The organism is Stutzerimonas stutzeri (assembly GCF_024448955.1).
GTDB lineage: Bacteria > Pseudomonadota > Gammaproteobacteria > Pseudomonadales > Pseudomonadaceae > Stutzerimonas > Stutzerimonas stutzeri_AQ.
This window is the reverse complement of the sequence record NZ_JAMOIH010000007.1, coordinates 178,929-202,725: the sequence shown is the minus strand read 5'-3', so window position 1 is coordinate 202,725 and position 23,797 is coordinate 178,929. Positions and strand designations below refer to the sequence as shown.

The window sequence follows — 23,797 nt, the reverse complement described above, 5'->3', positions numbered from 1 at the left end:
TCGACAGGCTGATGGACTTCGATGAAGCGCTACCGGATATGCTGGCGATTGACATGCCTGCTCGACGCGATGATGCGTGCGAGTCGCCGGTTAGGCGTGTCGGTGTCCAGGCGGATGGGAGCCAGATCGGAGGCCTGCGCAGACCGGATGCGCAAGCCCCCGCTGAAGTGCAGGGGTGTTGGGCCATTGCACGCACTATCGAGCAAGGCGGCGAGTGCGACGTACCGCTAGACCGCGTACCCCAGCACGCGCGGTAGCCACAGCGCGATTTCTGGGAAGATCGCTACCAGCACCAGTGCGCTTCCCATCACCAGTACGAACAGCATGGCCCAGCCGACCGTTTGTTCCAGACGGATCTTGGCGACTTCGGCCGTGACCATGAGGTTGATTGCAACCGGCGGCGTGAACTGGCCAATGGCGATGTTCATCGCCAGCAGAATGCCGAACCACACCGGATTCCAGCCGAAGTGCTGCATTACTGGAATCAGAATGGGCATCAGGATCAGGTAGATGGAGATGGCGTCGAGCAACATGCCGGCCAGCAGCACGGCGATCATCACCAGAATGAGCAGTACCGTGCCGTTGTCCGATAGCGAAATCAGCCATTCGGCCAGATGACGGAACGTGCCGAGCATCGTCCCGGCCCAGGCGAAGATGCCGGCCAGAGCGATGATCAGCATGACCACGCCAGAGATCACCGCAGCCTCGCCGCAAAGTCGCCAGAGGTTGCGCCAATCCAGTTCGCGAGTGACGAACAGGCCGATCAGTACGCCGTAAGCCACGCCGGCTACGGCCGCTTCGGTCGGCGTGAACAGGCCGCTGCGCAGGCCGCCGAGGATCAGCACCGGCGCGAACAGTGCGGGCAACGCCTGGCGGAAGCTTTCGCCCAACGGCGGCCGTTCGGCGCCTTCAGGGTTTTCCCAACCATAACGCCGTGACAGTAACCACGCGGGCAGCAGCAACACCAGACCGGCAAGGATTCCCGGGAACAGACCCGCGGCGAACAGTGCACGTAGATCGACGCCCGGCACGACGATGGAATAGAGGATCAGCGCGATGGATGGCGGAATCAGGATGGCGGTGGAAGCCGAGGCGGCAATCAGCGTGGCGGAGAACGGCTTGGGATAGCCCGCGCGAGTCATGCTAGGCAGCATCACCATGGCGACCGCCGCAGCATCGGCCGGCCCCGAGCCGCTCATTCCGCCCATAATCAGGCACACCAGGATCGCAACCATCGCCAGGCCGCCATGACGTGGGCCGATCACTGCCTGGGCGAAGCGCACTAGACGCAGCGCGACCCCGGATTTCTCGAACACCAGGCCGGTGAGAATGAACAATGGAATGGCAATCAGCGGGTACTTGGCGACGCCGTTGTAGGTGTTGGTGCCGAGCGTTGCCAGCATGTCTGGCGAGAGCCCGGCGAGGATGCCGATCGCGCCCGACAGCGCCAGAGAAAACGCCACCGGCACACCGATCAGCAGCAACAGCAGGAAGCTTGCGAGCATCCAGAAATCAGGGCTCATCAGAAAGCCTCCCGCGCAGTCGGTCGACGGTCATTTGAGTCAGGCGCACCGCCATCGACAGAGCCAGCAATGGCAGCCAGACCACATACCACCAGTTCGGCAGGCCAAGGCCGGGAGACTCCGATTCCCATTGGTATTCTTCCAGCGCGAACTGGCCACCGAACCAGACCACCAGACCCAGCACCAGCATGCTGGCGAGCCATTGAAGGAGGATTAGGGGTGTGCGCAAGCGCGGAAAGAGGCGCTCGATCAAGCCAATGCGAATGTGGCGGTTACTGCGCATTGCCACCGAGGCGCCGGCAAAGGTCAGGATGACCAGCAGAAAGACGGAAAGCTCTTCAGTGAAAGCAAAGGAAGCATCGGTGAAATAACGCACCACTACGTTGGCCAAGCTGATCAGGCTGATAAATATTAGCGCCAGCGTGCCCAGCACGCGCTCCAGGCGCGCGTCCTTTCGATTGTCCATGGATTTCCTCGAATCCCGGCGGCACGGCGCCGCCGGGCAGAACGGTTTACTCAGCGATGGCCGCGCGGGCCGCCTCGATCAGCTCTGCGCCGATCTTCTGCGTCCACTTCTCATGCACGCTGCGAGTCGCGTCGACGAATGCCTGGTGCTCGGCGTCGCTCAGTTCGGTCACCTCGACGCCGCGGGCGCGGATATCTTCCAGGCGCTTGGCCTCGCTGCTGCGCGACAGCTCGATCTCCCACTTGCCTGCGTCGATGGCTGCCTGACGCAGCAATTCGCGATCAGCTTCCGGCAGTTGTTTCCAGACGCGCTGGTTGACCGCAAAAATCAGCGGGTCGGCCATGTAGTGCCAGAGTGTCAGGTATTTCTGACCAACCTGGTCGACGCGCGCGACATCGAATACTGCCAACGGGTTTTCCTGGCCATCCACCGCGCCGGTGGTGAGCGCTGGCTTGGCATCGGCCCAGCTCATCTGGGTCGGGTTGGCGCCCAATGCGGTGAAGGTGTCCTGAAACAGGGGGGAACCGACCACACGGATCTTCAGGCCGGCAAGATCGGCTGGGGTCTTCACCGGCTTGGATGAGTTGGATATTTCGCGAAAGCCGTTCTCACCCCAGGCCAGCGGAACGATGCCACGCTTCTCGATGGCTGCGAAGGCCTGCTTGCCGGCGTCGCCTTGGGTGATGGCGTCGAGATCGGCGCTATCGGCCATCAGGAAGGGCAGGGAGAACAGGTTCAGCTCCGGCACCTGGGGTGACCAATTTATGGTCGAGCCGACCGCCATATCGATCAGCCCGGAACGCATGGCGGAGAATTCCTTGGTTTGATCCCCGGCGACCAGTTGCGCGTTGGGGTAAACGCGCAAGGTGATTTCGCCTCCGGAGCGTTCCTCGACCAGATCGGCCCATTTCTGCGCCGCCTGGCCCCACGGAAAGGCATCGGACAGCACAGTGGAAACGGAGTATTCGCGGGCCGAAGCGGCGAAGGTAGCAGACAGGGCCGCAGCGGCAGCCAGCGCGGTGAAGCAACGGGTCAGTTTCATGAGGCGTCCTTGTTCGGATCGATCTTGGTTTTATTTGGCGAACGACCGGGCGCTGGCGAGCAGCGACGGGTGTAACGATAGCGGGTCGGCCATCGAACGCGCGGGTAGCGCGAAAGGACGCGGCGAGCTGCGGAAGGTGGGCGCAGCGAATATTGAAGGGCGTCACGAGCGCCGAACGCCTTGTGAGCGAGCGGCGTACCAGCCGCAACGCGACAGGTCGGGCAACTATCGCAGAAGGTGTCGCGGAGCGCTATTACCGGTTCTGGTTAGACGCAACGGCGGGTCATCAGGCATCGCGCAACAAGTCGTGGGCGTTGAGGAGACTGAAGGCGATTTCCGGCCGCTTCTGTAATGCCCGTCGAATCGCGGCGGGAATCGACTGGCGCGTTTTACGACACAGCCCAGGCAGCTCGGCTATCTCAATGCGGATGCCACGCATGCTGCGCACTTCGTTGTGTCCCGGCGCGATCTCCACGCGAATACCCAATTGCTGGTACATCCGCTGCTGCATGCGCTCGAGGTCGTCCAGGCTGGTCAGGTTCTCCAGCCGCTCCAGCAGCCGATTCTCTTCATGAAGGGTCAGGCGCAGGATGCGCGCATCACTGTTGGGCATGCCCAATAACTGCTCTCGGCCACAAATGCAGGCGGCGGGAGGGCAGGATTGGCGAATCGGAACCGAGGCTGTCATGGCGCTGATCATAGTGAGCGTCGCATGGCGTTGCCCATCATTTTTATTGGCCTTCGAATTGCCGGCGCCGCTAGTGCTTTGCCTGCATTTTTCACTAATGGCGTCTTCTAACCTCCGGGCGAGGCTCTGTTCGGTTGACCGCTGACGAGCGGGGTGACTTCTATGATTCGAGCCACTAGAATGCTTGCCCATTCTGGGGCCGGAACGCCGGCTTATGTCTGTGCAACGAGGAAAATCCATGCAAGTTTCTGTTGAAAGCACCTCCGCTCTTGAGCGCCGCATGACCATTGGCGTGCCGGTCGAGCGCATCGAGAACGAAGTCAACAAGCGTCTGCAACAGACCGCCAGCCGTGCAAAGATCCCAGGTTTTCGTCCCGGCAAGGTGCCGATGAGCGTCATTCGTCAGCGCTATGAAGCTGCTGCACGCCAGGAAGCGCTGGGCGATCTGATCCAGGCCACCTTCTACGAAGCCGTGGTAGCCGAGAAGCTGAACCCCGCCGGCGCGCCTGCCGTCGAGCCGAAAGTGTTCGAGAAGGGCAAAGATCTGGAATACGTCGCGACTTTCGAAGTGTTCCCCGAGTTCAAGGTTGCCAGCTTCGAAGGCGTCGAGATCGAGCGCCTGCAGGCCGAAGTGGCAGATGCCGACGTCGACAACATGCTCGAAATCCTGCGCAAGCAGAACACTCGTTTTGAGAAGGCCGACCGTGCTGCCGAAGATGGCGATCAGCTGAACATCGATTTCGTCGGCAAGATCGACGGTGAAGCCTTCGCCGGTGGTTCGGCGCAAGGTACCCAGCTGGTACTGGGATCCGGTCGCATGATTCCGGGCTTCGAGTCCGCGCTGGTTGGTGCCAAGGCCGGTGAAGAGCGGGTCATCAACCCGGCTTTCCCGGAGGACTACCAGAATCTCGACCTCGCCGGCAAAACTGCTGAGTTCACCGTTACCGTCAACAGCGTCGAGGCTCCTCAGTTGCCGGAGCTGAACGACGAGTTCTTCGCCCAGTTCGGTGTACAAGAAGGCGGCCTCGAAGGCTTCCGTGCCGAAGTGAAAAAGAACATGGAGCGCGAGCTGCGCCAGGCCATCAAGACCAAGGTCAAGAACCAAGTCATGGAAGGTTTGGTCAGTGCCAACCCGATCGAAGTGCCGAAGGCTCTAGTCGACAACGAAGTGAACCGTTTGCGCGTTCAGGCCGTTCAGCAATTCGGCGGCAACATCAAGCCGGACCAACTGCCGGCCGAGCTGTTCGAAGAGCAGGCCAAGCGCCGCGTCGTGCTGGGTCTGATCGTCGCCGAAGTGGTCAAGCAGTACGAGCTCAAGCCTGATGACACACGCGTTCGCGAGCTGATCGAGGAAATGGCTTCCGCTTACCAAGAGCCGGAGCAGGTCGTGTCCTGGTACTACAAGAACGACGAGCAATTGAACGAAGTCCGTTCTGTTGTGCTCGAAGAGCAAGTTGTAGATACTGTCCTGCAGCAGGCTAAAGTGACCGACAAATCGGTCTCCTACGAAGAAGCAGTGAAGCCTGCGGAAGCTCCGCAAGCTGCCTGAGGCTCTTCACCGTTTATATGCATTCATAAGCCAGCCTCGTGCTGGCTTATGTCTTTGCGGCATGACATAGGGAGTTTCGTTGGAAATGTCCGGCAATTCGTTTATGCAAGCACCAGATATCCAGGCGGCTGGCGGCCTGGTGCCCATGGTCATCGAGCAATCCGCTCGTGGCGAGCGTGCGTATGACATCTATTCCCGTCTCCTGAAGGAGCGGGTGATCTTCATGGTTGGCCAAGTGGAAGATTACATGGCCAACTTGATCGTTGCGCAGATGCTGTTCCTCGAGGCGGAAAATCCCGAGAAGGACATTCACCTGTACATCAATTCCCCCGGTGGTTCGGTTACTGCAGGCATGTCGATCTACGACACGATGCAGTTCATCAAGCCCGACGTTTCCACAATTTGCATCGGTCAGGCGTGCAGCATGGGCGCCCTTTTGCTGACGGGCGGCGCAGCGGGCAAGCGTTACTGCTTGCCGCATTCGCGCATGATGATTCACCAGCCTCTGGGTGGTTTCCAGGGGCAGGCGTCTGACATCGAAATTCACGCCCGCGAAATTCTCACGATTCGTGAGCGGCTGAACAAGGTAATGGCTGCACACACTGGCCAGCCGATGGAAGTGATTGCGCGCGACACCGACCGTGACAACTTCATGAGTGGCGAAGAAGCCGTCAAGTACGGCCTGATCGACCAGGTCCTGGCCCAGCGGCAGATGGCAGTCTGATCACACCGCCCGGCGATATCCGGCTGTAGCGTGGGCTTGAAAAAGCCCACGATTGCCTTCATCTTGTGTTTCAAGCCTTCCCCGATTGGATCGATCGAATGACTGACACCCGCAACGGCGAGGATTCCGGCAAGCTGCTCTATTGCTCTTTCTGCGGCAAAAGCCAGCATGAAGTACGCAAGTTGATTGCCGGACCTTCGGTCTTTATCTGCGACGAGTGCGTCGACCTGTGCAATGACATCATCCGTGAGGAGGTGCAAGAGGCACAGGCTGAAAGCAGCGCGCAAAAACTGCCTGCACCCAGAGAGATCAGCGGCATTCTCGACCAATACGTCATTGGTCAGGAGCGTGCCAAGAAGATCTTGGCAGTGGCTGTTTACAACCATTACAAGCGACTCAACCAGCGCGACAAGAAGGAAGAAGTCGAACTGGGCAAGAGCAACATTTTGCTGATCGGGCCGACCGGTTCGGGCAAGACGCTGCTTGCCGAGACGCTCGCACGGCTGTTGAATGTGCCGTTCACCATTGCCGACGCCACCACCCTCACCGAGGCGGGCTACGTAGGCGAGGACGTTGAAAACATCATTCAGAAGCTGTTGCAGAAATGCGATTACGATGTCGAGAAGGCTCAAATGGGCATCGTCTACATCGACGAGATCGACAAGATTTCCCGTAAGTCGGACAACCCTTCGATTACCCGTGATGTGTCGGGTGAGGGTGTACAGCAGGCACTGCTCAAGCTGATCGAAGGTACGGTCGCCTCGGTTCCGCCGCAGGGCGGTCGCAAGCATCCGCAGCAGGAGTTCCTGCAGGTCGATACGCGCAACATCTTGTTCATCTGTGGCGGTGCGTTCGCTGGTCTGGAGAAGGTTATCCAGGGCCGCTCGACCCAGGGCGGCATCGGCTTCAATGCCGAGGTTCGCAGCAAGGATCCGGGCAAGAAGATCGGTGAGTCGTTGCGTGCCGTGGAGCCTGACGATCTGGTCAAGTTTGGCCTGATTCCAGAGTTCGTCGGTCGTCTGCCGGTCATCGCGACCCTCGATGAGCTGGACGAGGCAGCGCTGATTCAGATCCTGACCGAACCCAAGAACGCGCTGACCAAACAGTATGGGAAGTTGTTCGAGCTCGAAGGCGTAGATCTCGAGTTCCGTACCGACGCACTCAAGGCCGTGGCTAGCCGTGCGTTGGAGCGCAAGACCGGAGCGCGCGGTCTGCGTTCGATCCTGGAGGGTGTGCTGCTCGATACTATGTATGAGATTCCTTCGCAGAAGGATGTCAGCAAGGTGGTCATCGACGAAAGCGTCATCGAAGGGACTTCCCAGCCGCTGCTTATTTACGAGAGCAGTGAGCCGCCTGCGAAGGCTGCGCCGGACGCGTAACGTAACAAGGGGCCTCCGGGCCCCTTTGCTTTTCTGCCGCCGCCTTGTTTTTTGCCCTGCACGCCCTCATCTTGATTGCCAGGGTGTTTCCCGTTCACCGCCGTATGGCCGTCGTAGAGCTGAATTTATGAAGACAACCATCGAATTGCCCCTTTTGCCACTGCGCGACGTCGTGGTTTACCCGCACATGGTGATTCCGCTGTTCGTTGGCCGGGAAAAGTCCATCGAGGCGCTCGAATCCGCCATGGCTGGTGACAAGCAGATCCTACTGCTGGCCCAGAAGAACCCGGCCGATGACGATCCGGCTGAAGACGGGCTTTACCGTGTGGGCACGGTTGCGACCGTGCTGCAGTTGCTCAAGCTTCCGGATGGCACCGTCAAGGTTCTCGTCGAGGGCGAGCAACGTGGCGTCATAGATCGCTTTTACGACGTGGACGACCATTGTCGCGCCGAGGTGTCGTTGATCGATGAGTCCGGCATCGAAGAGCGCGAAGCGGAAGTTTTCACTCGCAGTCTGCTGAGTCAGTTCGAGCAGTACGTTCAGCTTGGCAAGAAGGTCCCCACCGAGGTGCTTTCATCACTTGCCAGCATCGATGAGCCGGCGCGTCTGGTCGATACCATGGCCGCGCATATGGCGCTCAAGATCGAGCAGAAACAGGCGATTCTCGAAATCATCGACCTGCCGGCCCGGGTCGAGCACGTACTGGCGCTGCTTGATGCCGAAATCGATCTGCTTCAAGTGGAAAAGCGAATTCGCGGGCGCGTGAAGAAGCAGATGGAGCGAAGCCAGCGTGAGTATTATCTGAACGAGCAGATGAAGGCCATTCAGAAAGAGCTGGGCGACATCGACGAAGGTCATAACGAAATCGATGACCTGAAGAAGCGCATCGAGAATGCTGGCCTGAGCAAGGATGCCCACGCCAAGGCGACGACCGAGCTGAACAAGCTCAAGCAGATGTCGCCAATGTCGGCCGAAGCGACTGTCGTGCGGACCTATATCGACTGGCTGGTAAGTGTACCGTGGAAGGCCGCGAGTAAGGTGCGTCTGGATTTGGCGAAGGCCGAGGATGTGCTCGATGCCGACCATTATGGTCTCGAGGAAGTCAAGGATCGCATCCTTGAATACCTCGCGGTCCAGAAACGCGTGAAAAAGCTCAAGGGGCCGGTGCTCTGCCTGGTTGGGCCTCCGGGCGTGGGTAAAACTTCGCTGGCGGAGTCCATTGCGCGTTCCACCAACCGCAAGTTCGTACGGATGGCGCTGGGTGGGGTGCGGGACGAAGCCGAGATCAGAGGCCATCGGCGTACCTATATCGGTTCGATGCCTGGCCGGTTGATCCAGAAGATGAGCAAGGTCGGCGTGCGCAATCCGCTGTTCCTGCTCGATGAGATCGACAAGATGGGCAACGACATGCGGGGTGATCCCGCATCCGCGTTGCTTGAAGTGCTCGACCCAGAGCAGAACCATAATTTCAATGACCATTACCTCGAGGTCGACTATGACCTATCCGACGTAATGTTCCTTTGCACTGCGAACTCCATGAATATCCCGGCTCCCTTGCTGGATCGTATGGAGATCATTCGTCTTCCGGGGTACACCGAAGACGAGAAAATCAACATCGCGATTCGTTACCTGGTTCCGAAGCAGATACAGGCCAACGGACTGAAAAAGACCGAGCTGCTGTTCGAGGAAGAGGCGATCCGCGACATCATCCGCTATTACACCCGCGAGGCGGGCGTTCGCAGCCTTGAGCGCCAAGTCGCGAAGGTCTGCCGGAAAGTGGTCAAGGAACATGCAGCGGAGAAGAGCTTCGAGGTGAAGGTCACCGCCGAATCGCTTGAGCACTTCCTTGGCGTTCGCAAGTTCCGCTACGGGCTTGCCGAGCAGCAGGATCAGGTCGGCCAGGTGACGGGTTTGGCCTGGACCCAGGTTGGCGGCGAGCTGCTGACGATTGAGGCCGCCGTAGTGCCCGGCAAGGGCCGGTTGACCAAGACGGGTTCGCTCGGTGATGTAATGGGCGAGTCGATCACCGCGGCGCTTACGGTCGTGCGTAGCCGAGCCAAAAGCCTGGGGATTCCGGTAGATTTTCATGAGAAGCAGGATATCCATATCCACGTGCCGGAAGGTGCAACACCCAAGGATGGACCTAGCGCGGGAATTGGAATGTGCACGGCGCTCGTATCAGCGCTTACGCAGATTCCGGTTCGCGCCGAAGTTGCGATGACCGGAGAAATCACGTTGCGTGGTCAGGTATTGGCTATCGGTGGACTGAAAGAGAAACTGCTCGCTGCGCATCGGGGTGGAATCAAGACTGTGATCATTCCCGAAGAAAATCAGCGTGATCTGAAAGAGATTCCTGAGAATATTAAGCAGGACCTGCAGATTAAACCGGTGAAGTGGATTGACGAAGTCCTCCAAATTGCGCTGCAATACGCGCCGGAGCCCTTGCCCGATGCGGCTCCAGAGATTGTTGCAAAGGACGACAAGCGCGAGTCTGATTCCAAGGAGCGAATCAGCACGCATTAGTCTGAAAGGCTTTGTTGACACATTTTCGCCGGCCTTGATATAAGCCGGCCCCTTGTGTCGTCGCTATTTCGGCACCGCTTTGCTTACACCCAAAAAATTAAAGATACGACTCAACAGAAATAAGGGGACTTAGAGTGAACAAGTCGGAACTGATCGATGCCATCGCTGCATCTGCTGATATCCCGAAAGCTGTTGCTGGCCGCGCGCTGGATGCAGTGATTGAATCCGTCACTGGTGCTCTGAAGGCTGGTGATTCCGTGGTGCTGGTTGGTTTCGGTACTTTCGCTGTCAAGGAACGCGCCGCTCGTACTGGCCGCAACCCGCAGACCGGCAAGCCAATCGACATCGCTGCCGCCAAGATTCCGGGTTTCAAAGCTGGCAAAGCTCTGAAAGACGCTGTCAACTAAGCGTTTTCGATCCGGCCAGTTGTCAGTTAGCGCTGGCCCTGGCTTGGAGCGGTTAGCCGAACAGGCACGGCCTGTTGCGTTCGGGCCTGGGGGATAAGGTCCAACCGCTCCAAAGCTCCGAGAGGCGCATCCCTGGATGCGCCTTTCTTTTATTCGGATTCCACCCGCGCTGCAACGATCATTGCGCAGCTGACTCCTGGGGGACGCATGCTTCAGAACATCAGGGACAATTCACAAGGCTGGATTGCCAAAACCATCATCGGCATCATCGTTGTGCTGTTGGCACTGACAGGCTTTGAGGCCATATTCAATAGTGCAGGCAACAGCCGAACTGCCGCCGAGGTTAATGGCGAAGAAATCTCGCAGGATGAGCTCAACCAGGCAATGAATATGCAGCGCCGGCAGCTGTCCCAGCAGTTGGGCGGTAATTTCGACCCTTCACTGCTGGACGACAAGCTAGTCCGCGAATCATCTCTGCAAGCGCTGATCGACCGTGCACTTTTGCTGCAAGGCACTCGTGAAGCCGATTTCGCCTTCTCCGAGGCTGCTCTCGATCAGCTGATATTGCAAACGCCTGAGTTTCTCGTCGACGGTGTTTTCAACGCGTCACGGTTCGATCAGGTCATTCAGCAGATGGGCTATACCCGCTTCCAGTTTCGTGAGCTGCTGAAGCAAGAAATGCTGATTGGGCAGCTGCGTGCCGGTATTTCCGGTTCCGGTTTCGTCACGGATGATCAGATCGAAGCCTTTGCTCGACTGGAACAGCAAACTCGCGATTTCGCCACCATTACCGTGCCGGCAGATACGGCTGTGGCTGAAGTCAGTGACGATGAAGCGCGCGAGTACTATGAGCAGAACACTGACCGTTTCCGCTCGCCTGAGCAGGTCGTTCTTCAGTACGTCGAGCTGAAGAAGGAGTCGTTCTTCGATCAGGTCGATGTCTCGGACGAACAAGTGGCGAATCTCTATCAGCAGCGCATCGCCAATCTTGCCGAGCAGCGCCGTGCGGCGCATATTCTGATCGAGGCCGATAACTCTAGCGACGCTGAGGCCAAGGCGAAGATCGACGAAATTGCCAAGCGCTTGTCCGCTGGTGAGGATTTCGCGGCACTGGCCAAGGAAACCTCCGACGACCCGGGTTCGGCCAACGAAGGGGGCGATCTGGGCTTCGCCGGTCAGGGAGTCTATGACCCGGCGTTCGAGGAAGCGCTGTATGCGCTCGAAGAAGGGCAGGTATCAGCTCCGGTCCGGTCTGACTTTGGCTGGCATCTGATCAAACTGTTGGGTGTGCAGTCACCTGAAGTCCCTACGCTGGAAAGCATGCAACCGGAGCTGGTGCGTGAGCTCAAGGTGCAGCAGGTCGAGCAGCGTTTCGTCGAGGCAGCCAAGCTGTTGGAAGATACCGCGTTCGAGTCGTCTGATCTCGCCCAGCCGGCTCAGGAGCTAGGCTTGTCCGTACATACGACCGAGGCGTTCGGGCGTGAGGGCGGCGGCAGTGGTGTTGCAGCCAATAGGCAGGTTATCCAGGCGGCGTTCAGCGAAGAGGTTCTGATAGATGGCGCCAACAGCGGTGTCATCGAACTGGATCCGGACACCGTTGTTGCGGTGCGTGTGAAAGAGCATCTACAACCGGAAGTGCAGCCGTTCGATGTGGTGAAAGGAGACATCGTCGCTCAGCTTCAGCGCAGCAAGGCGGCTGAGCAGGCGCGTGAGGCAGGCGAGTCGCTGGTTGCCAGTCTGCGCGAAGGCGTGCAGGCTGAGCAGCAGTGGCAGCCGGTAGAGGCCGCTTCGCGCAATCAGGAAGGCGTTGATCCGGCAGTGCTTCAGCAGGTGTTCCGGATGCCGAAGCCGGAGACGAATGAAACGCCGACTTACGGCAGCGTCCGGCTTCCCGGTGGGGACTTTGTAGTCGTTCGTCTAAGCGGAGTCAGCGAGCCGAACGCTGAACTGTCAGAGGAGGACAAGCAAAGCTATCGCCGTTTCCTGGCTTCGCGTAGTGGTCAGCAGGATTTTGCTGCGTACCGGCAGATGCTGCACGCCAACGCTGACATCGAAACCTTCTAATTCGATTCACTTAGGCGCAAAAAACCCGCACTTGGTGCGGGTTTTTTTATGGGCGCTGGTTCAGTCTTCGATCGCACCCATTGCGGTGGTATTGAAGCCACCGTCGACATAGAGAATTTCACCACTGATACCGGAAGCGAGATCCGAGCAGAGGAACGCGCCGGCATTACCGACTTCCTCGATGGTGACGTTGCGACGCAGCGGTGTCTGCTTTTCGTTGGCCGCCAGCATTTTGCGGAAGCTTTTGATGCCAGATGCGGCCAATGTGCGGATCGGGCCTGCCGATACGGCGTTGACGCGGGTGCCCTCTGGTCCGAGGCTGCCGGCCAGATAACGAACGCCTGCTTCAAGGCTGGCCTTGGCCATACCCATGACGTTGTAGTTGGGCATGGTGCGCTCGGCACCGAGGTAGGAGAGGGTGAGGATGGCGCCGTTACGGCCCTTCATCATCGGACGACCGGCCTTGGCCAAGGCGACCAGGCTATAGGCGCTGATGTCGTGAGCGATCTTGAAGCCATCGCGAGTGGTGACGTCGGTGAAGTCGCCGTCGAGCTGATCGCCTGGTGCAAACCCGACCGAGTGAACGATGCCGTCCAGGCCGTCCCACTTCTTGCCTAGCTCTTCAAAGACCCGGACGATTTCATCGTCATTGGCAACGTCGCAGGGGAAGCACAGCTCCGGACCTGAGCCCCAGCCGGCGGCGAACTCTTCGACGCGCCCCTTGAGCTTTTCGTTCTGATAGGTAAAAGCCAGCTCAGCGCCTTCGCGATGCATGGCGGCGGCGATACCCGAGGCGATCGACAATTTGCTGGCGACGCCAACGATCAGTACGCGCTTACCGGTAAGAAAACCCATGTGCTTGTCCCTCTTCTGGTTGTTCAGCCGCTGGCACCATGAAGGCGGATTCCAGCAACTGCTGTGTATATGGATGTTGGGGGGCGGCGAAGATACCCTCGGCCACTCCCTGTTCAACGACCTTGCCTTGCTTGACGACCATCATCTGGTGGCTCAGCGCCCGTACCACCGCCAGATCGTGGCTGATGAACAGGTAGGTCAGGTTGTACTTGGCCTGTAGCGAGCGTAGTAGCTCCACGACTTGCCGCTGTACGGTTCTATCCAGCGCTGAGGTTGGCTCATCGAGCAGGATTAGCTCCGGCTTGAGTACCAGAGCCCTGGCTATCGCGATACGCTGCCGCTGGCCCCCGGAAAATTCGTGGGGATAGCGGTGGCGGCTCTCCGGGTCGAGCCCAACCTCGACCAGCGCATCGATGATCGCCTGCGCCTGTTCCTCAGCACTGCCCATTCCATGGATGCCAAGCCCTTCGCCAACAATCTGGCCGACCGACATTCGGGGACTGAGGCTACCGAATGGATCTTGAAACACGACCTGCATTTGACGCCGCAACGGACGTACCGAACGTTGCGACATCTTCTCCAGTGCTTGACCCTGAAACCGGATTTCGCCATTGCTGGCTAGCAGTCGCAGGATTGCAAGCCCCAATGTAGATTTCCCCGAGCCGCTTTCCCCGACGATGCCCAGCGTCTGGCCCTTAGGCAAGCTGAAGGTGACGCCATCAACCGCTTTGACGTGATCGACGGTGTGCCTGAACAGCCCCTTCTTGATAGGGAACCAGACACGCAGATCATTCACTTCCAGCAGCATCGGAGATGAGGCTTCAACTGTTACCGGATCGCCGCTAGGCTCCGCCGCAAGCAGCTCCCGGGTATAGGGGTGCTGTGGCGAACGAAACAATTCTTCGCAAGGCGCTTGTTCGACGACGCGACCGCTCTGCATGACACATACACGATGAGCGATTCGGCGAACGAGGTTGAGATCATGGCTGATCAGCAATAGAGCCATGCCCAGGCGGGCCTGCAGATCCTTGAGCAGTTCCAGGATTTTCAACTGGACCGTTACATCCAGCGCTGTGGTCGGTTCGTCAGCGATGAGCAGTTCGGGTTCGTTCGCCAGCGCCATGGCGATCACCACACGTTGACGCTGACCGCCTGACAGTTCGTGCGGATAGGCCCGAATACGCTTGGCAGGTTCTGGAATGCCGACCAGTTCGAGAAGCTCAAGGGTGCGTGCCGTGGCGGCTTTGCCGTTGAGGCCCTTGTGAATCTGCAGCACTTCATTGATCTGTTTGCCAACGGTATGCAGTGGATTCAGCGATGTCATCGGCTCCTGGAACACCATGGCGATGCGGTCGCCACGTATGCCACGCATGCGTTTTTCGGTTGCCTTGAGCAGGTCTTCACCGGCGTAGCGGATTTCACCGGCTGGATGTTGGGCGAGCGGGTAGGGCAGTAGGCGCAGGATCGAATGTGCCGTGACGGACTTGCCGGAACCGCTTTCTCCCACCAGTGCCAGGGTCTCGCCCTTGCGGATATCGAAGCTAACACCTTCGACGACCCGCTGAACCCGGTCCCCGGTGACGAACTCGACGGCCAGATCGCGGACCTCTATCAGATTCTCAGCCATGCTATTTCCTTGGATCGAAGGCATCGCGAGCGGCCTCGCCGATGAATACCAGCAGAGTCAGCATGACGGCCAGCACCATGAATGCACTGATGCCAAGCCATGGCGCCTGCAGATTCGCTTTGCCTTGCGCCACCAGTTCACCCAGTGATGGGGCGCCAGGCGGCAGGCCGAAGCCAAGGAAGTCCAAAGCGGTTAGCGTGCCGATTGCTCCGGTCAGGATGAATGGCATGAAGGTCATGGTCGACACCATCGCATTCGGCAGGATGTGACGGAACATTATGGCGCCGTTGCGCATGCCCAACGCCCGTGCGGCGCGGACGTATTCGAGGTTGCGTCCACGCAGGAACTCGGCGCGCACGACATCGACCAGGCTCATCCAGGAAAACAGCAGCATGATGCCGAGCAACCACCAGAAATTCGGCTGCACGAAGCTCGCAAGGATGATGAGAAGATAGAGCACCGGCAATCCGGACCAGATTTCCAGGACCCGCTGTCCGACGAGATCCACCCAGCCACCGTAGAAGCCCTGCAACGCACCGGCGACGACGCCTATCACCGAACTGATCAGCGTCAGGGTCAACGCGAACAATACCGAGATGCGGAAACCGTAGATGATCCGGGCCAACACGTCGCGGCCCTGATCATCGGTACCCAGCCAATTACTCCATGACGGCGGGGCGGGCGCAGGCACCTGAAGGTCGTAATTGATGCTGGAGTGATGGAATGGAATCGGTGGCCAGATCATCCAGCCGTCCTTCTTTTGGATCAGCTCCTGAATGTACGGCCCCTTGTAATCGGCCTGCAGCGGGAATTCGCCGCCGAACACCGTCTCCGGATAGCGTTCGAATACGGGGAAATACCAGCCGCCGTCGAAGCGCACCACGATCGGCTTGTCGTTGGCAATCAGTTCGGCCCCGAGACTCAGCACGAACAGGGTGAGAAATATCCACAGCGACCACCAGCCGCGCCTGTGCGCTTTGAACAGGGCGAAGCGGCGCTGATTCAGCGGCGACAGCTGCATCTCAGGCCTCCCTGCTTTCGAAATCGATACGCGGATCGACCAGTGTGTAGGTCAGATCACCGATCAGCTTGACCACCAAGCCGAGCAGGGTGAACAGGAAGAGGGTGCCGAACACGACGGGATAGTCGCGGTTGATGGCGGCTTCGAAGCTTAGCAGGCCAAGGCCGTCGAGCGAGAAGATCACTTCGATCAACAGCGAACCGGTGAAGAACATACCGATGAAGGCGGCAGGGAAACCCGCGATGATGATCAGCATTGCGTTGCGAAAGACATGGCCGTAGAGCACGCGATTCTTGCTCAGCCCCTTAGCCCGCGCTGTGATCACGTACTGCTTGTTGATTTCGTCGAGAAAGCTGTTTTTCGTCAGCAGGGTCAGGGTCGCGAAGTTGCCGATGACCAGAGCCGTGACCGGAAGCGCCAAGTGCCAGAAGTAGTCGAGAATCTTGCCGCCCAGCGTCAGCTCGTCGAAATTGCCCGAAGACAGTCCTCGCAGCGGAAACCAGTTCCAGTAGCTGCCACCGGCAAACAGCACGATCAGCAGGATGGCGAACAGAAATGCCGGTATCGCATAGCCAATGATGATCGCCGAACTGGTCCAGACATCGAACGGGCTGCCATGACGAGTCGCCTTGGCGATACCCAGCGGTATCGACGCCAGATACATGATCAGCGTGCTCCATAGCCCCAGCGAGATCGACACCGGCATCTTTTCGATGATCAGATCGGTCACCTTGGCGTCACGGAAAAAGCTTTCGCCGAAATCCAGGCGCAGATAGTTGCTGAGCATGATCCAGAAACGTTCCGGTGCCGGTTTGTCGAAGCCGTACAGACGTTCGATCTCGGCGATCAGGTCGGGGTCCAGCCCTTGTGCACCCCGATAGCTATTGCTGCCGGTAGCCACTTCGGAGCCACCGCCCGCAATGCGGCTCGTCGCGCCTTCGAACCCTTCGAGTTTGGCGATCGCCTGCTCGACCGGCCCCCCAGGCGCGGCCTGGATGATGATGAAGTTGATCAGCAGGATGCCGAACAAGGTGGGAATGATCAGCAGCAGACGTCGGAAAATGTACGCCAGCATGCCTATCGCTCCGCCGCTCGGGTGGAGTCGCTGGCGTCTGATTCTGTGATTGGCTCTTGCGGATCGGGACTGTCGACGTTGGGCTTGTGCCACCATGTCATCAGGCCGATATCGTAACGAGGTGTCGTTTCCGGGTGAGCCAGATGATTCCAGTACGCCACGCGCCAGGTCTTGATGTGCCAGTTCGGAATCACGTAGTGCCCCCAAAGCAGGACGCGATCCAATGCGCGGGTGCGGGTGATCAACTCTTCACGCGAGTCGGCGGCGATCAGCTTTTCCACCAGAGTATCGATGGCTGGGTCCTTCAGCCCAATGAAGTTGCGGCTGCCGGGATTGTCCGCACTCGCTGAATGCCAATACTCGCGCTGTTCGTTGCCCGGAGAGCTGGACTGGCCGAAACCGCTGACGATCATGTCGTAGTCGCGCGAGCGCAACCGGTTGATGTATTGCGATACGTCGACCCGGCGGATCTCTAGCTCGATCCCCAGACCGGCAAGGTTGCGCTTGTACGGAAGCAGCACCCGTTCGAAGTCGGCCTGTACCAGCAGAAACTCCAGCTTTACCGGCTTGCCCTCGGCATCCACCATACGATCGTTTTCAATTTTCCAGCCTGCATCAGTGAGCAGCTCGTACGCGCGGCGCTGCTGCTCTCGGATCATGCCGTCGGCGTTGGTCTGGGGCAGCTCAAAGGGTTTTTCGAACACCTCTTCGGGTATCTGGCCACGCAGGGGTTCGAGAATGCTCAGCTCGTTCTCGCTCGGCATGCCCGAGGAGGCGAGCTCCGAATTGTCGAAGTAGCTGGTCGTGCGGGTATAGGCGCCGTTGAACAGCTGGCGATTGGTCCATTCAAAATCGAACAGCAGCGCCAGGGCTTCTCGAACCCTGATGTCCTGAAGGTGTTGTCGGCGGGTATTGAAGATGAAGCCCTGCATGCCTTGCGGATTGTGATTGGCGATCTCGTCCTTGATGATCCGCCCGTCTCGGACTGCGTCGGTATCGTAGGCGGTCGCCCAGTTCTTCGCGCTGGTTTCCAGCCAGTAATCGAAATGTCCGGCCTTGAAGGCCTGCAGCGCTACGGTGTTGTCGCGGTAGTAATCGTGGTGCACATGGTCGAAGTTGTAGAAGCCGCGGTTGACGCCCAGGTCCTTGCCCCAATAGTCCTCGACACGGGCATAGCGCACCGAGCGCCCAGCTTCCGCGCGTTCGATTCGATAGGGGCCACTGCCTAGCGGCGGCTCCATACTGCCGGAGGTGAAGTCCCGTTCGGTCCACCAGTGCTTCGGCAGGACCGGGAGTTGTCCGAGAATCAGCGGCAGTTCGCGGTTGCCGCCATGCTTGAAGTCGAAACGCACGCGACGTGGGCTTTCGACCACGGCTTTCTCGACGTCGGCGTAGTAGCCGCGGTAGTGCGGCGCGCCCTGGCTGATCAGCGTCTCGAAGGTGAATACGACATCTTCCGCCTCAACCGGCTCGCCGTCGTGAAAGCGCGCTTCGGGTCGCAGATGGAAGCGAACCCACTCGTTGTTCGGACCCTTCTCGATCTTTTCTGCAAGCAGGCCATAAACCGTGAAGGGTTCATCCAGGCTGTTGGTCGTCAGGGTGTCGTAGATGAGACCGATGTCGTCGGCGGCGACTCCTTTACTGATGAAGGGGTTGAGCGAGTCGAAACCGCCGAAGCCGGCCTGTCGAAGGGTGCCGCCCTTGGGGGCGTCGGGATTGACGTAGTCGAAATGGGAGAAGTCCGCAGGATACTTGGGCGGCTCATCATATAGCGTCAGCGCGTGTCGGGGCGCCGCTTGCGCAACGCCCAGAAGACATAGCGCGGCAAGGACTCCTGCATGCAGGATCGATAATCGCGTGTTTCTTGTCATTGAGCCTTCTCCAGATCCTTCAGCCACCACGCACGTAACCCGAGAGTGTAGGGCGGCGTGGTGACATGGGCGAACCGATTGCGATACGCCAAGCGGTGGTAACTGATGTACCAGTTGGGGATGGTGTAGTGATTCCAGAGCAAAACGCGGTCGATGGCGCGCGCGGCTGCGATCTGCTCTTCTCTGGTTCTGGCCGCCAGCAATTTGCCGATCAGCTCATCAACCAATGGGTTAGCGATGCCGGCGTAATTGCGGCCACCTTTGACGTTCACCTGGCTGGAGTGGAAATACAGCCACTGTTCGAGGCCAGGGCTGAGGCTCTGACCCAGCGTTGTCAGAATCATGTCGTAGTCGTACTGATCCAGGCGCTGCTTATACTGCGCACTATCAACGGTACGCAAGCGAGCCTGTATGCCAATGCGAGCCAGATTTTCCACGTAGGGCTGAAGAATGCGCTCGAGTCGTGGATTGACGAGCAAGATCTCGAACCGGAACGCGCGGCCTGCTTGGTCGTGAAGACCATCAGCCGTCAGTTTCCAGTCAGCTTGATCGAGTAGGTTGAGAGCTTCGCGCAAGGTGTCGCGTGGAATACCGCGCCCGTCCGTTTTCGGCAGTTCGAAGGGTTCGGTGAATAGTTCGGCGGGCAACTGGTCGCGGAAAGGCGACAACAGCAACCATTCACCTCCTTTCGGTGTGCCGGTCGCCGCGAAGTCGCTGTTCGGATAGTAGCTTTCGCTGCGCTGATAAGCGCCATAGAACAGCGCGCGGTTGGTCCATTCAAAATCGAACATCATGCCCAAGGCCTGACGAACCCTGATGTCGGCAAAGATCTGCCTGCGCCCGTTCATGAACAGCGCCTGCGTCTGGGTGGGGATCTGATGCGGGATTTCGGCGCGGATCACGTCACCGCGCAGAACGGCAGGAAACTGGTAACCGTTGGCCCAATTCTTCGCCTGGTGTTCGATGTAGAAGTCGAATTCGCCGACCTTGAATGCTTCGAATGCCACCGTGCTGTCTCGATAGAACTCGACGTCGACACGGTTGAAATTGTATTTGCCGCGGTTGGCTGGAAGCTCCGCGCCCCACCAGTCCTTCACCCGCTCGAAGGTTACCCGGCGTCCCGGTTGCACCTCGCTGATGCGGTACGGGCCACTACCCAGTGGCGGCTCGAACGTCGTGGCGCGGAAATCGCGGCCTTTCCAATAATGTTGTGGCAGTACCGGTAGTTCGCCAAGGCGCATGATCAGCAGTGGGTTACCGGGCTTGTCGAATACGAAGCGAATCCGGTGGCGGTTCAGTATGTCGACGCGCTCGATGCCTTGCAGGTCGGTGCGAAAGCGCGGATGACCATCCTTGATCAGCAAACGATAGGAAAAGGCTACGTCATAAGCCGTGATCGGTTGGCCATCATGAAAGCGAGCCGAATCGCGCAGATTGAATACCACCCAGCTATGGTTGTCGCTGTACTCGATGGTTTCGGCGATAAGCCCGTAGGCCGAAGCAGACTCATCGCCGGAAGGATCATAAACCCCCGTTCCGACCATCAACGGTTCGTTCAGCTCACTGATGCCATATTGGAAGAATCCTGGCGTCGCGGTTGGGCTGGTCCCTTTGAAAGTGTAAGGGTTGAGCGTGTCGAACGTACCCGAAGCCATCAATCGTATACGGCCCCCCTTCGGGGCATCGGGATTCACCCAGTCGAAGTGGGTGAAGTCTTTCGCATACTTGAGGGTGCCGAACTGGGCATAACCGTGGCTTTCGCTGAGGGTCGCGAACGACGGAAAGCTAAATCCCAGGCAGCTCAATAACAATAGGATGGGTCGCATCAAACGGTGAATCCGATCCATGGCGCTTTCGGTCTTTTCGGTCGGGTACAGTAACAGCTTGTATCCGCTGGAAAAAGGCCAGCCATCTGGGCAAACTGCCCGTTACCAACTGCCGTGGCGTTAGGTGAGGTCGCACAATCTTGAGTGAAAACAGCTACGGGCTGCAGGCGTGGATAGACCGCTTGAACCAGTCCGAACTACCCGCATTGGCAACGGTTGTGCAGGAGCTGCAGCGCCTCACGGGGCAGCAGCATGCCTCCGTGCAACAACTTGCCGACGTCCTGCTGCGCGACGCCGCGCTGACGGCCAAGGTGCTTCGGGTTGGCAACAGCAGCTATTACAACCCGTCACAGGAAACCATCAAGACCATTTCTCGCGCGATCGTCATGATCGGCTTCGATAACGTTCGTTCGATCAGTCTCTCAGTCAGTCTCATCGATGGGCTAATGGATCACGCGCCGCGCCAGCAGCTGCAGGAACTGTTGGCACGGTCATTTCACGCTGCGGTGCAGGCGCGCAATATTGCCGGTTACGTACTGGCGAAACATGAGGAAGAAGTGTTCATCGCGGCGTTGCTGCATGAGGTCGGCGAGCTTGCCTTCTGGGGTTGCGGTGGTGTGCAGGCCGATGAGCTCGCAGAGGCTCTGGCGGCCCGCGACACTGATCATGAGCAGGCGGTTGAAGACGTGCTCGGCACCAGTTTCCGTCAGTTGAATCTCGGAATGATCAAAAGCTGGAGTATCGGAGAGCTCGCCAGCCTGGCTCATGGTTCAGCTAATCTGCGGGATCCAGCTGTGCATTCGATCAGCCTGGGGGTGCGCATCAGCGCGGCTGCGCTGGACGGATGGGGCAGTTCCGGAATGGAAGAGTTGGTCAGTGAGCTGTCCGAGTTTTGCGGCATATCCGAAGCGGATGCGATGCAGCAAATCTTTGCGAGCGCCGATGAAGCGGTCAAGATCGCGACGACCTTCGGCGCCAGTCGATTAAGCAAGCTGATCCCATCAACCGATCCCGAACAAGTGCGGCTGCAGCAGGCGCAGCGTAGAACGAGCCACTTGCAACCCAATCTGTTGTTGATGCAACAGACCATGCAGGATCTCGGAATGATGGCGTCCGGCCAGGGCGACGTCGCGTTGATCCTCGATGCGTTACTCAAAGGTTTGCATGAGGGCGCCGGGTTGGAGCGCGTGATGCTGACTGTTCTTGCGGATCGACAAACGACGTTCCGTGCCAAATGCGTCGTTGGCGAGCAGACACAGCCTTGGCTCGAAACCTTCGTCCTGCCTGTCGAGCCGTCGAGCCAGACGCACATATTCAGTTATGTGCTGCGTCAACGCCAGCCGCTATGGATGGGCGTGCCGGCAAGCTACAAGCTCGATGAATTGGTCACATTGCCGCTTCGGCAGCAGTTGGGCAAAGGCATGTTCTTCATTGCACCGATCATGGCGGGTACGCGTGAAATCGGTGTGCTCTACGCGGATAGTCGGATATCCAGCCGAGCGTTGAAACATGAGCAGTTCGTTGCTTTTCAGCGATTCGCCCAACTGGCCGGACGCTGTCTCGAGGCGCTGAGCAGGCGCGGTTGAATAGGCGCGCCTGCGCCATGCCTTATTGAGATAGGTACAAGGTAAGGGTCTGCCCCGGTTTGAGCATCGCGCTATCCCTGGGATTCCAAACCTTCAGATTATTGATCTGAACGTTGAAGCGCTTGGCAATCTCGTAGAGCGAATCACCTTTCTTGACTTTGTAATAAGTCGGCGCGGGTTTGGCGCGCTGATTGCTGCCGGCTGCCTGCAGAAATAGCGCCTGGCCCACCTTGATATTGCTTCCCGATAAGTTGTTCCAGCGCTGCAGGTCACCTACCGAGACGCTCTGTGTCTTGGCGATATCCCAGAGATTGTCGCCCTTGCGGACTCGGTAGCTGCGCGGAGCTGGCTGGCTTCTCGCAACGGCATGCAGCAGTTCTCGAGACTGTCCTGTACCAACCGATTGAGGAATGCTCAGCACTTGCCCGATTTGCAAGCGATCACTTCGAAGGCGGTTGATGTCACGAATGATATTGACCGAGAGGCGATGCCTGTTGGCGATCGCTCCGAGCGTGTCGCCGGGGCGCACCTTGTATTGCTGCCAGTCAACCAAATCCTGTGGCTTCATCAATGCCAGGTTGGCCGAGAACATCTCGACCTTGTCACTCGGGACCAGGAGGTGCTGCGGACCATCCAGTGTGATGCGGCGGGTAAACGCCGGGTTCAACTGGTAGATCTCGTCTTCCTCCATGTTCGCCATTTCGGCGACTCTCGCGAGATCCATGCGTTGCTTGAGTGCGACGACTTCGAAGTAGGGTTCGTTGGCGATCGGGTTCAGATTGAGGCCGTATGCCTCGGGGCTCTGCACCATCTGCGAAAGCGCCAGCAGTTTTGGCACGTAATCGCGCGTTTCTTGGGGCAGGGGCAGATTCCAGTAGTCGGTCGGCAAGCCGAGTTTCTGGTTGCGCTCGATCGCTCGGCTGACGGTTCCTTCGCCTGCGTTGTAGGCCGCCAAGGCCAGCAGCCAGTCGTCGTTGAACAGGCCATGCAGATAGGTCAGGTAGCGCAACGCTGCGGCGGTGGAGGCGGTAATGTCGCGCCTGCCGTCATACCAGCTGGTTTGCTGCAGGTTGAAGTGCCGGCCAGTAGCGGGAATGAACTGCCACAGGCCCATGGCCTTGGCTGGAGAGTACGCGAACGGGTTATAGGCGCTCTCGATTATCGGCAACAGTGCCAGTTCGAGCGGCATGTCGCGCTCTTCCAGCTGCTCGACGATGTAGTGGATGTAGGGACTGCCTCGCTCGCTGGCGATCTCGATGGAGTTCGTCCGGCTGGAGAACAGGAGGCGCTGCTGCTCGATACGCGGATTGCTGCCCAGATAATCTTGGAGCTTGAACCCATGTCTGATGCGATCCCAGACGTCGGAATGCGTCGGTACGGCGGGCGCCTGGGTGAGCCACAGCGTTTCTTGTACCTGTGGCACCGCTCGCGTCTGGATATCGCTGCCGGTCGGCGCACGCGGCGCGGTGCTCTGGCAGCCCGTAATGGCGAGACAGATTGCTAGCGCCAGGGCCCGGCCGGAGGCTGCCAAGGCGTCCGGATGAGGGCTGTTCGAAGAGTCAGACGGCAT

Annotated in this window: 18 protein-coding genes; 7 read left to right on the top strand and 11 right to left on the bottom strand. The window is 58.8% G+C overall.

Annotated features, from left to right (window positions below; genetic code table 11):
* Positions 1–227 precede the first annotated feature (227 nt).
* From NA645_RS10065 to NA645_RS10050, 4 genes are all read right to left on the bottom strand, one after another.
* Positions 228–1,523: a TRAP transporter large permease gene (locus tag NA645_RS10065; RefSeq protein WP_256048665.1), complete on the bottom strand. Its 1,296-nt coding sequence runs from the start codon at positions 1,521–1,523 to the stop codon at positions 228–230.
* Positions 1,513–1,989, bottom strand: a complete 477-nt coding sequence (locus tag NA645_RS10060) for a TRAP transporter small permease (protein WP_256048664.1) — start codon at positions 1,987–1,989, stop codon at positions 1,513–1,515. The genes NA645_RS10065 and NA645_RS10060 overlap by 11 nt, the downstream gene beginning before the upstream one ends.
* A gap of 46 nt (positions 1,990–2,035) precedes the next feature.
* Positions 2,036–3,031: a DctP family TRAP transporter solute-binding subunit gene (locus NA645_RS10055; protein WP_181103803.1), complete on the bottom strand. Its 996-nt coding sequence runs from the start codon at positions 3,029–3,031 to the stop codon at positions 2,036–2,038.
* A gap of 286 nt (positions 3,032–3,317) precedes the next feature.
* Positions 3,318–3,719, bottom strand: coding sequence for a hypothetical protein (locus tag NA645_RS10050; protein WP_256048663.1), 402 nt, complete (start codon positions 3,717–3,719; stop codon positions 3,318–3,320).
* A 238-nt stretch (positions 3,720–3,957) separates the two neighbouring features.
* Between NA645_RS10050 and tig the strand changes: the two genes are divergently transcribed.
* From tig to NA645_RS10020, 6 genes are all read left to right on the top strand, one after another.
* A complete protein-coding gene (gene tig, locus NA645_RS10045) occupies positions 3,958–5,268 on the top strand; it encodes a trigger factor (RefSeq protein WP_256048662.1) in 1,311 nt (436 codons plus the stop codon).
* Positions 5,269–5,353: 85 nt separating this feature from the next.
* Positions 5,354–5,992: an ATP-dependent Clp endopeptidase proteolytic subunit ClpP gene (clpP, locus tag NA645_RS10040; protein ID WP_158189037.1), complete on the top strand. Its 639-nt coding sequence runs from the start codon at positions 5,354–5,356 to the stop codon at positions 5,990–5,992.
* A gap of 98 nt (positions 5,993–6,090) precedes the next feature.
* Positions 6,091–7,371 carry an ATP-dependent Clp protease ATP-binding subunit ClpX gene (clpX, locus tag NA645_RS10035; RefSeq protein WP_256048661.1) on the top strand — a complete coding sequence of 427 codons (1,281 nt, stop codon included), beginning with the start codon at positions 6,091–6,093 and terminating at the stop codon, positions 7,369–7,371.
* A 127-nt stretch (positions 7,372–7,498) separates the two neighbouring features.
* Positions 7,499–9,895, top strand: a complete 2,397-nt coding sequence (gene lon / locus NA645_RS10030) for an endopeptidase La (protein WP_256048660.1) — start codon at positions 7,499–7,501, stop codon at positions 9,893–9,895.
* Positions 9,896–10,029: 134 nt separating this feature from the next.
* Positions 10,030–10,302 (top strand): nucleoid-associated protein HU-beta, encoded by a 273-nt coding sequence (hupB, locus tag NA645_RS10025; RefSeq protein ID WP_019339231.1) that lies wholly within the window; start codon positions 10,030–10,032, stop codon positions 10,300–10,302.
* A gap of 207 nt (positions 10,303–10,509) precedes the next feature.
* Positions 10,510–12,366: a SurA N-terminal domain-containing protein gene (locus tag NA645_RS10020; protein WP_256048659.1), complete on the top strand. Its 1,857-nt coding sequence runs from the start codon at positions 10,510–10,512 to the stop codon at positions 12,364–12,366.
* Between the two features lie 60 nt (positions 12,367–12,426).
* On the opposite strand, the gene fabI is transcribed toward NA645_RS10020, so the two are convergent.
* From fabI to NA645_RS09990, 6 genes are read right to left on the bottom strand one after another with little or no spacing between them, the layout of a single operon-like run.
* A complete protein-coding gene (gene fabI, locus NA645_RS10015; protein ID WP_181103792.1) occupies positions 12,427–13,221 on the bottom strand; it encodes an enoyl-ACP reductase FabI in 795 nt (264 codons plus the stop codon).
* Complete coding sequence (locus tag NA645_RS10010) at positions 13,202–14,848, bottom strand: ABC transporter ATP-binding protein (RefSeq protein ID WP_256048658.1); 1,647 nt, start codon at positions 14,846–14,848, stop codon at positions 13,202–13,204. Before NA645_RS10010 ends, fabI begins: the two co-directional genes overlap by 20 nt.
* 1 nt (position 14,849) lies before the next feature.
* Positions 14,850–15,869 (bottom strand): ABC transporter permease, encoded by a 1,020-nt coding sequence (locus NA645_RS10005; protein ID WP_256048657.1) that lies wholly within the window; start codon positions 15,867–15,869, stop codon positions 14,850–14,852.
* 1 nt (position 15,870) lies between these two features.
* On the bottom strand, positions 15,871–16,944 hold the full coding sequence (locus tag NA645_RS10000; RefSeq protein ID WP_181103783.1) for a microcin C ABC transporter permease YejB: 1,074 nt from the start codon (positions 16,942–16,944) through the stop codon (positions 15,871–15,873).
* 2 nt (positions 16,945–16,946) lie between these two features.
* Positions 16,947–18,815 carry an extracellular solute-binding protein gene (locus NA645_RS09995; RefSeq protein ID WP_256048656.1) on the bottom strand — a complete coding sequence of 623 codons (1,869 nt, stop codon included), beginning with the start codon at positions 18,813–18,815 and terminating at the stop codon, positions 16,947–16,949.
* A complete protein-coding gene (locus NA645_RS09990) occupies positions 18,812–20,641 on the bottom strand; it encodes an extracellular solute-binding protein (protein WP_256048690.1) in 1,830 nt (609 codons plus the stop codon). The genes NA645_RS09995 and NA645_RS09990 overlap by 4 nt, the downstream gene beginning before the upstream one ends.
* Positions 20,642–20,781: 140 nt before the next feature.
* On the opposite strand from NA645_RS09990, the gene NA645_RS09985 reads away from it, so the two are divergent.
* A complete protein-coding gene (locus tag NA645_RS09985; protein ID WP_423836574.1) occupies positions 20,782–22,227 on the top strand; it encodes an HDOD domain-containing protein in 1,446 nt (481 codons plus the stop codon).
* Between the two features lie 22 nt (positions 22,228–22,249).
* Here the strand turns inward: NA645_RS09985 and NA645_RS09980 are convergent, their stop codons facing one another.
* Positions 22,250–23,797 (bottom strand): LysM peptidoglycan-binding domain-containing protein, encoded by a 1,548-nt coding sequence (locus NA645_RS09980; protein ID WP_256048655.1) that lies wholly within the window; start codon positions 23,795–23,797, stop codon positions 22,250–22,252.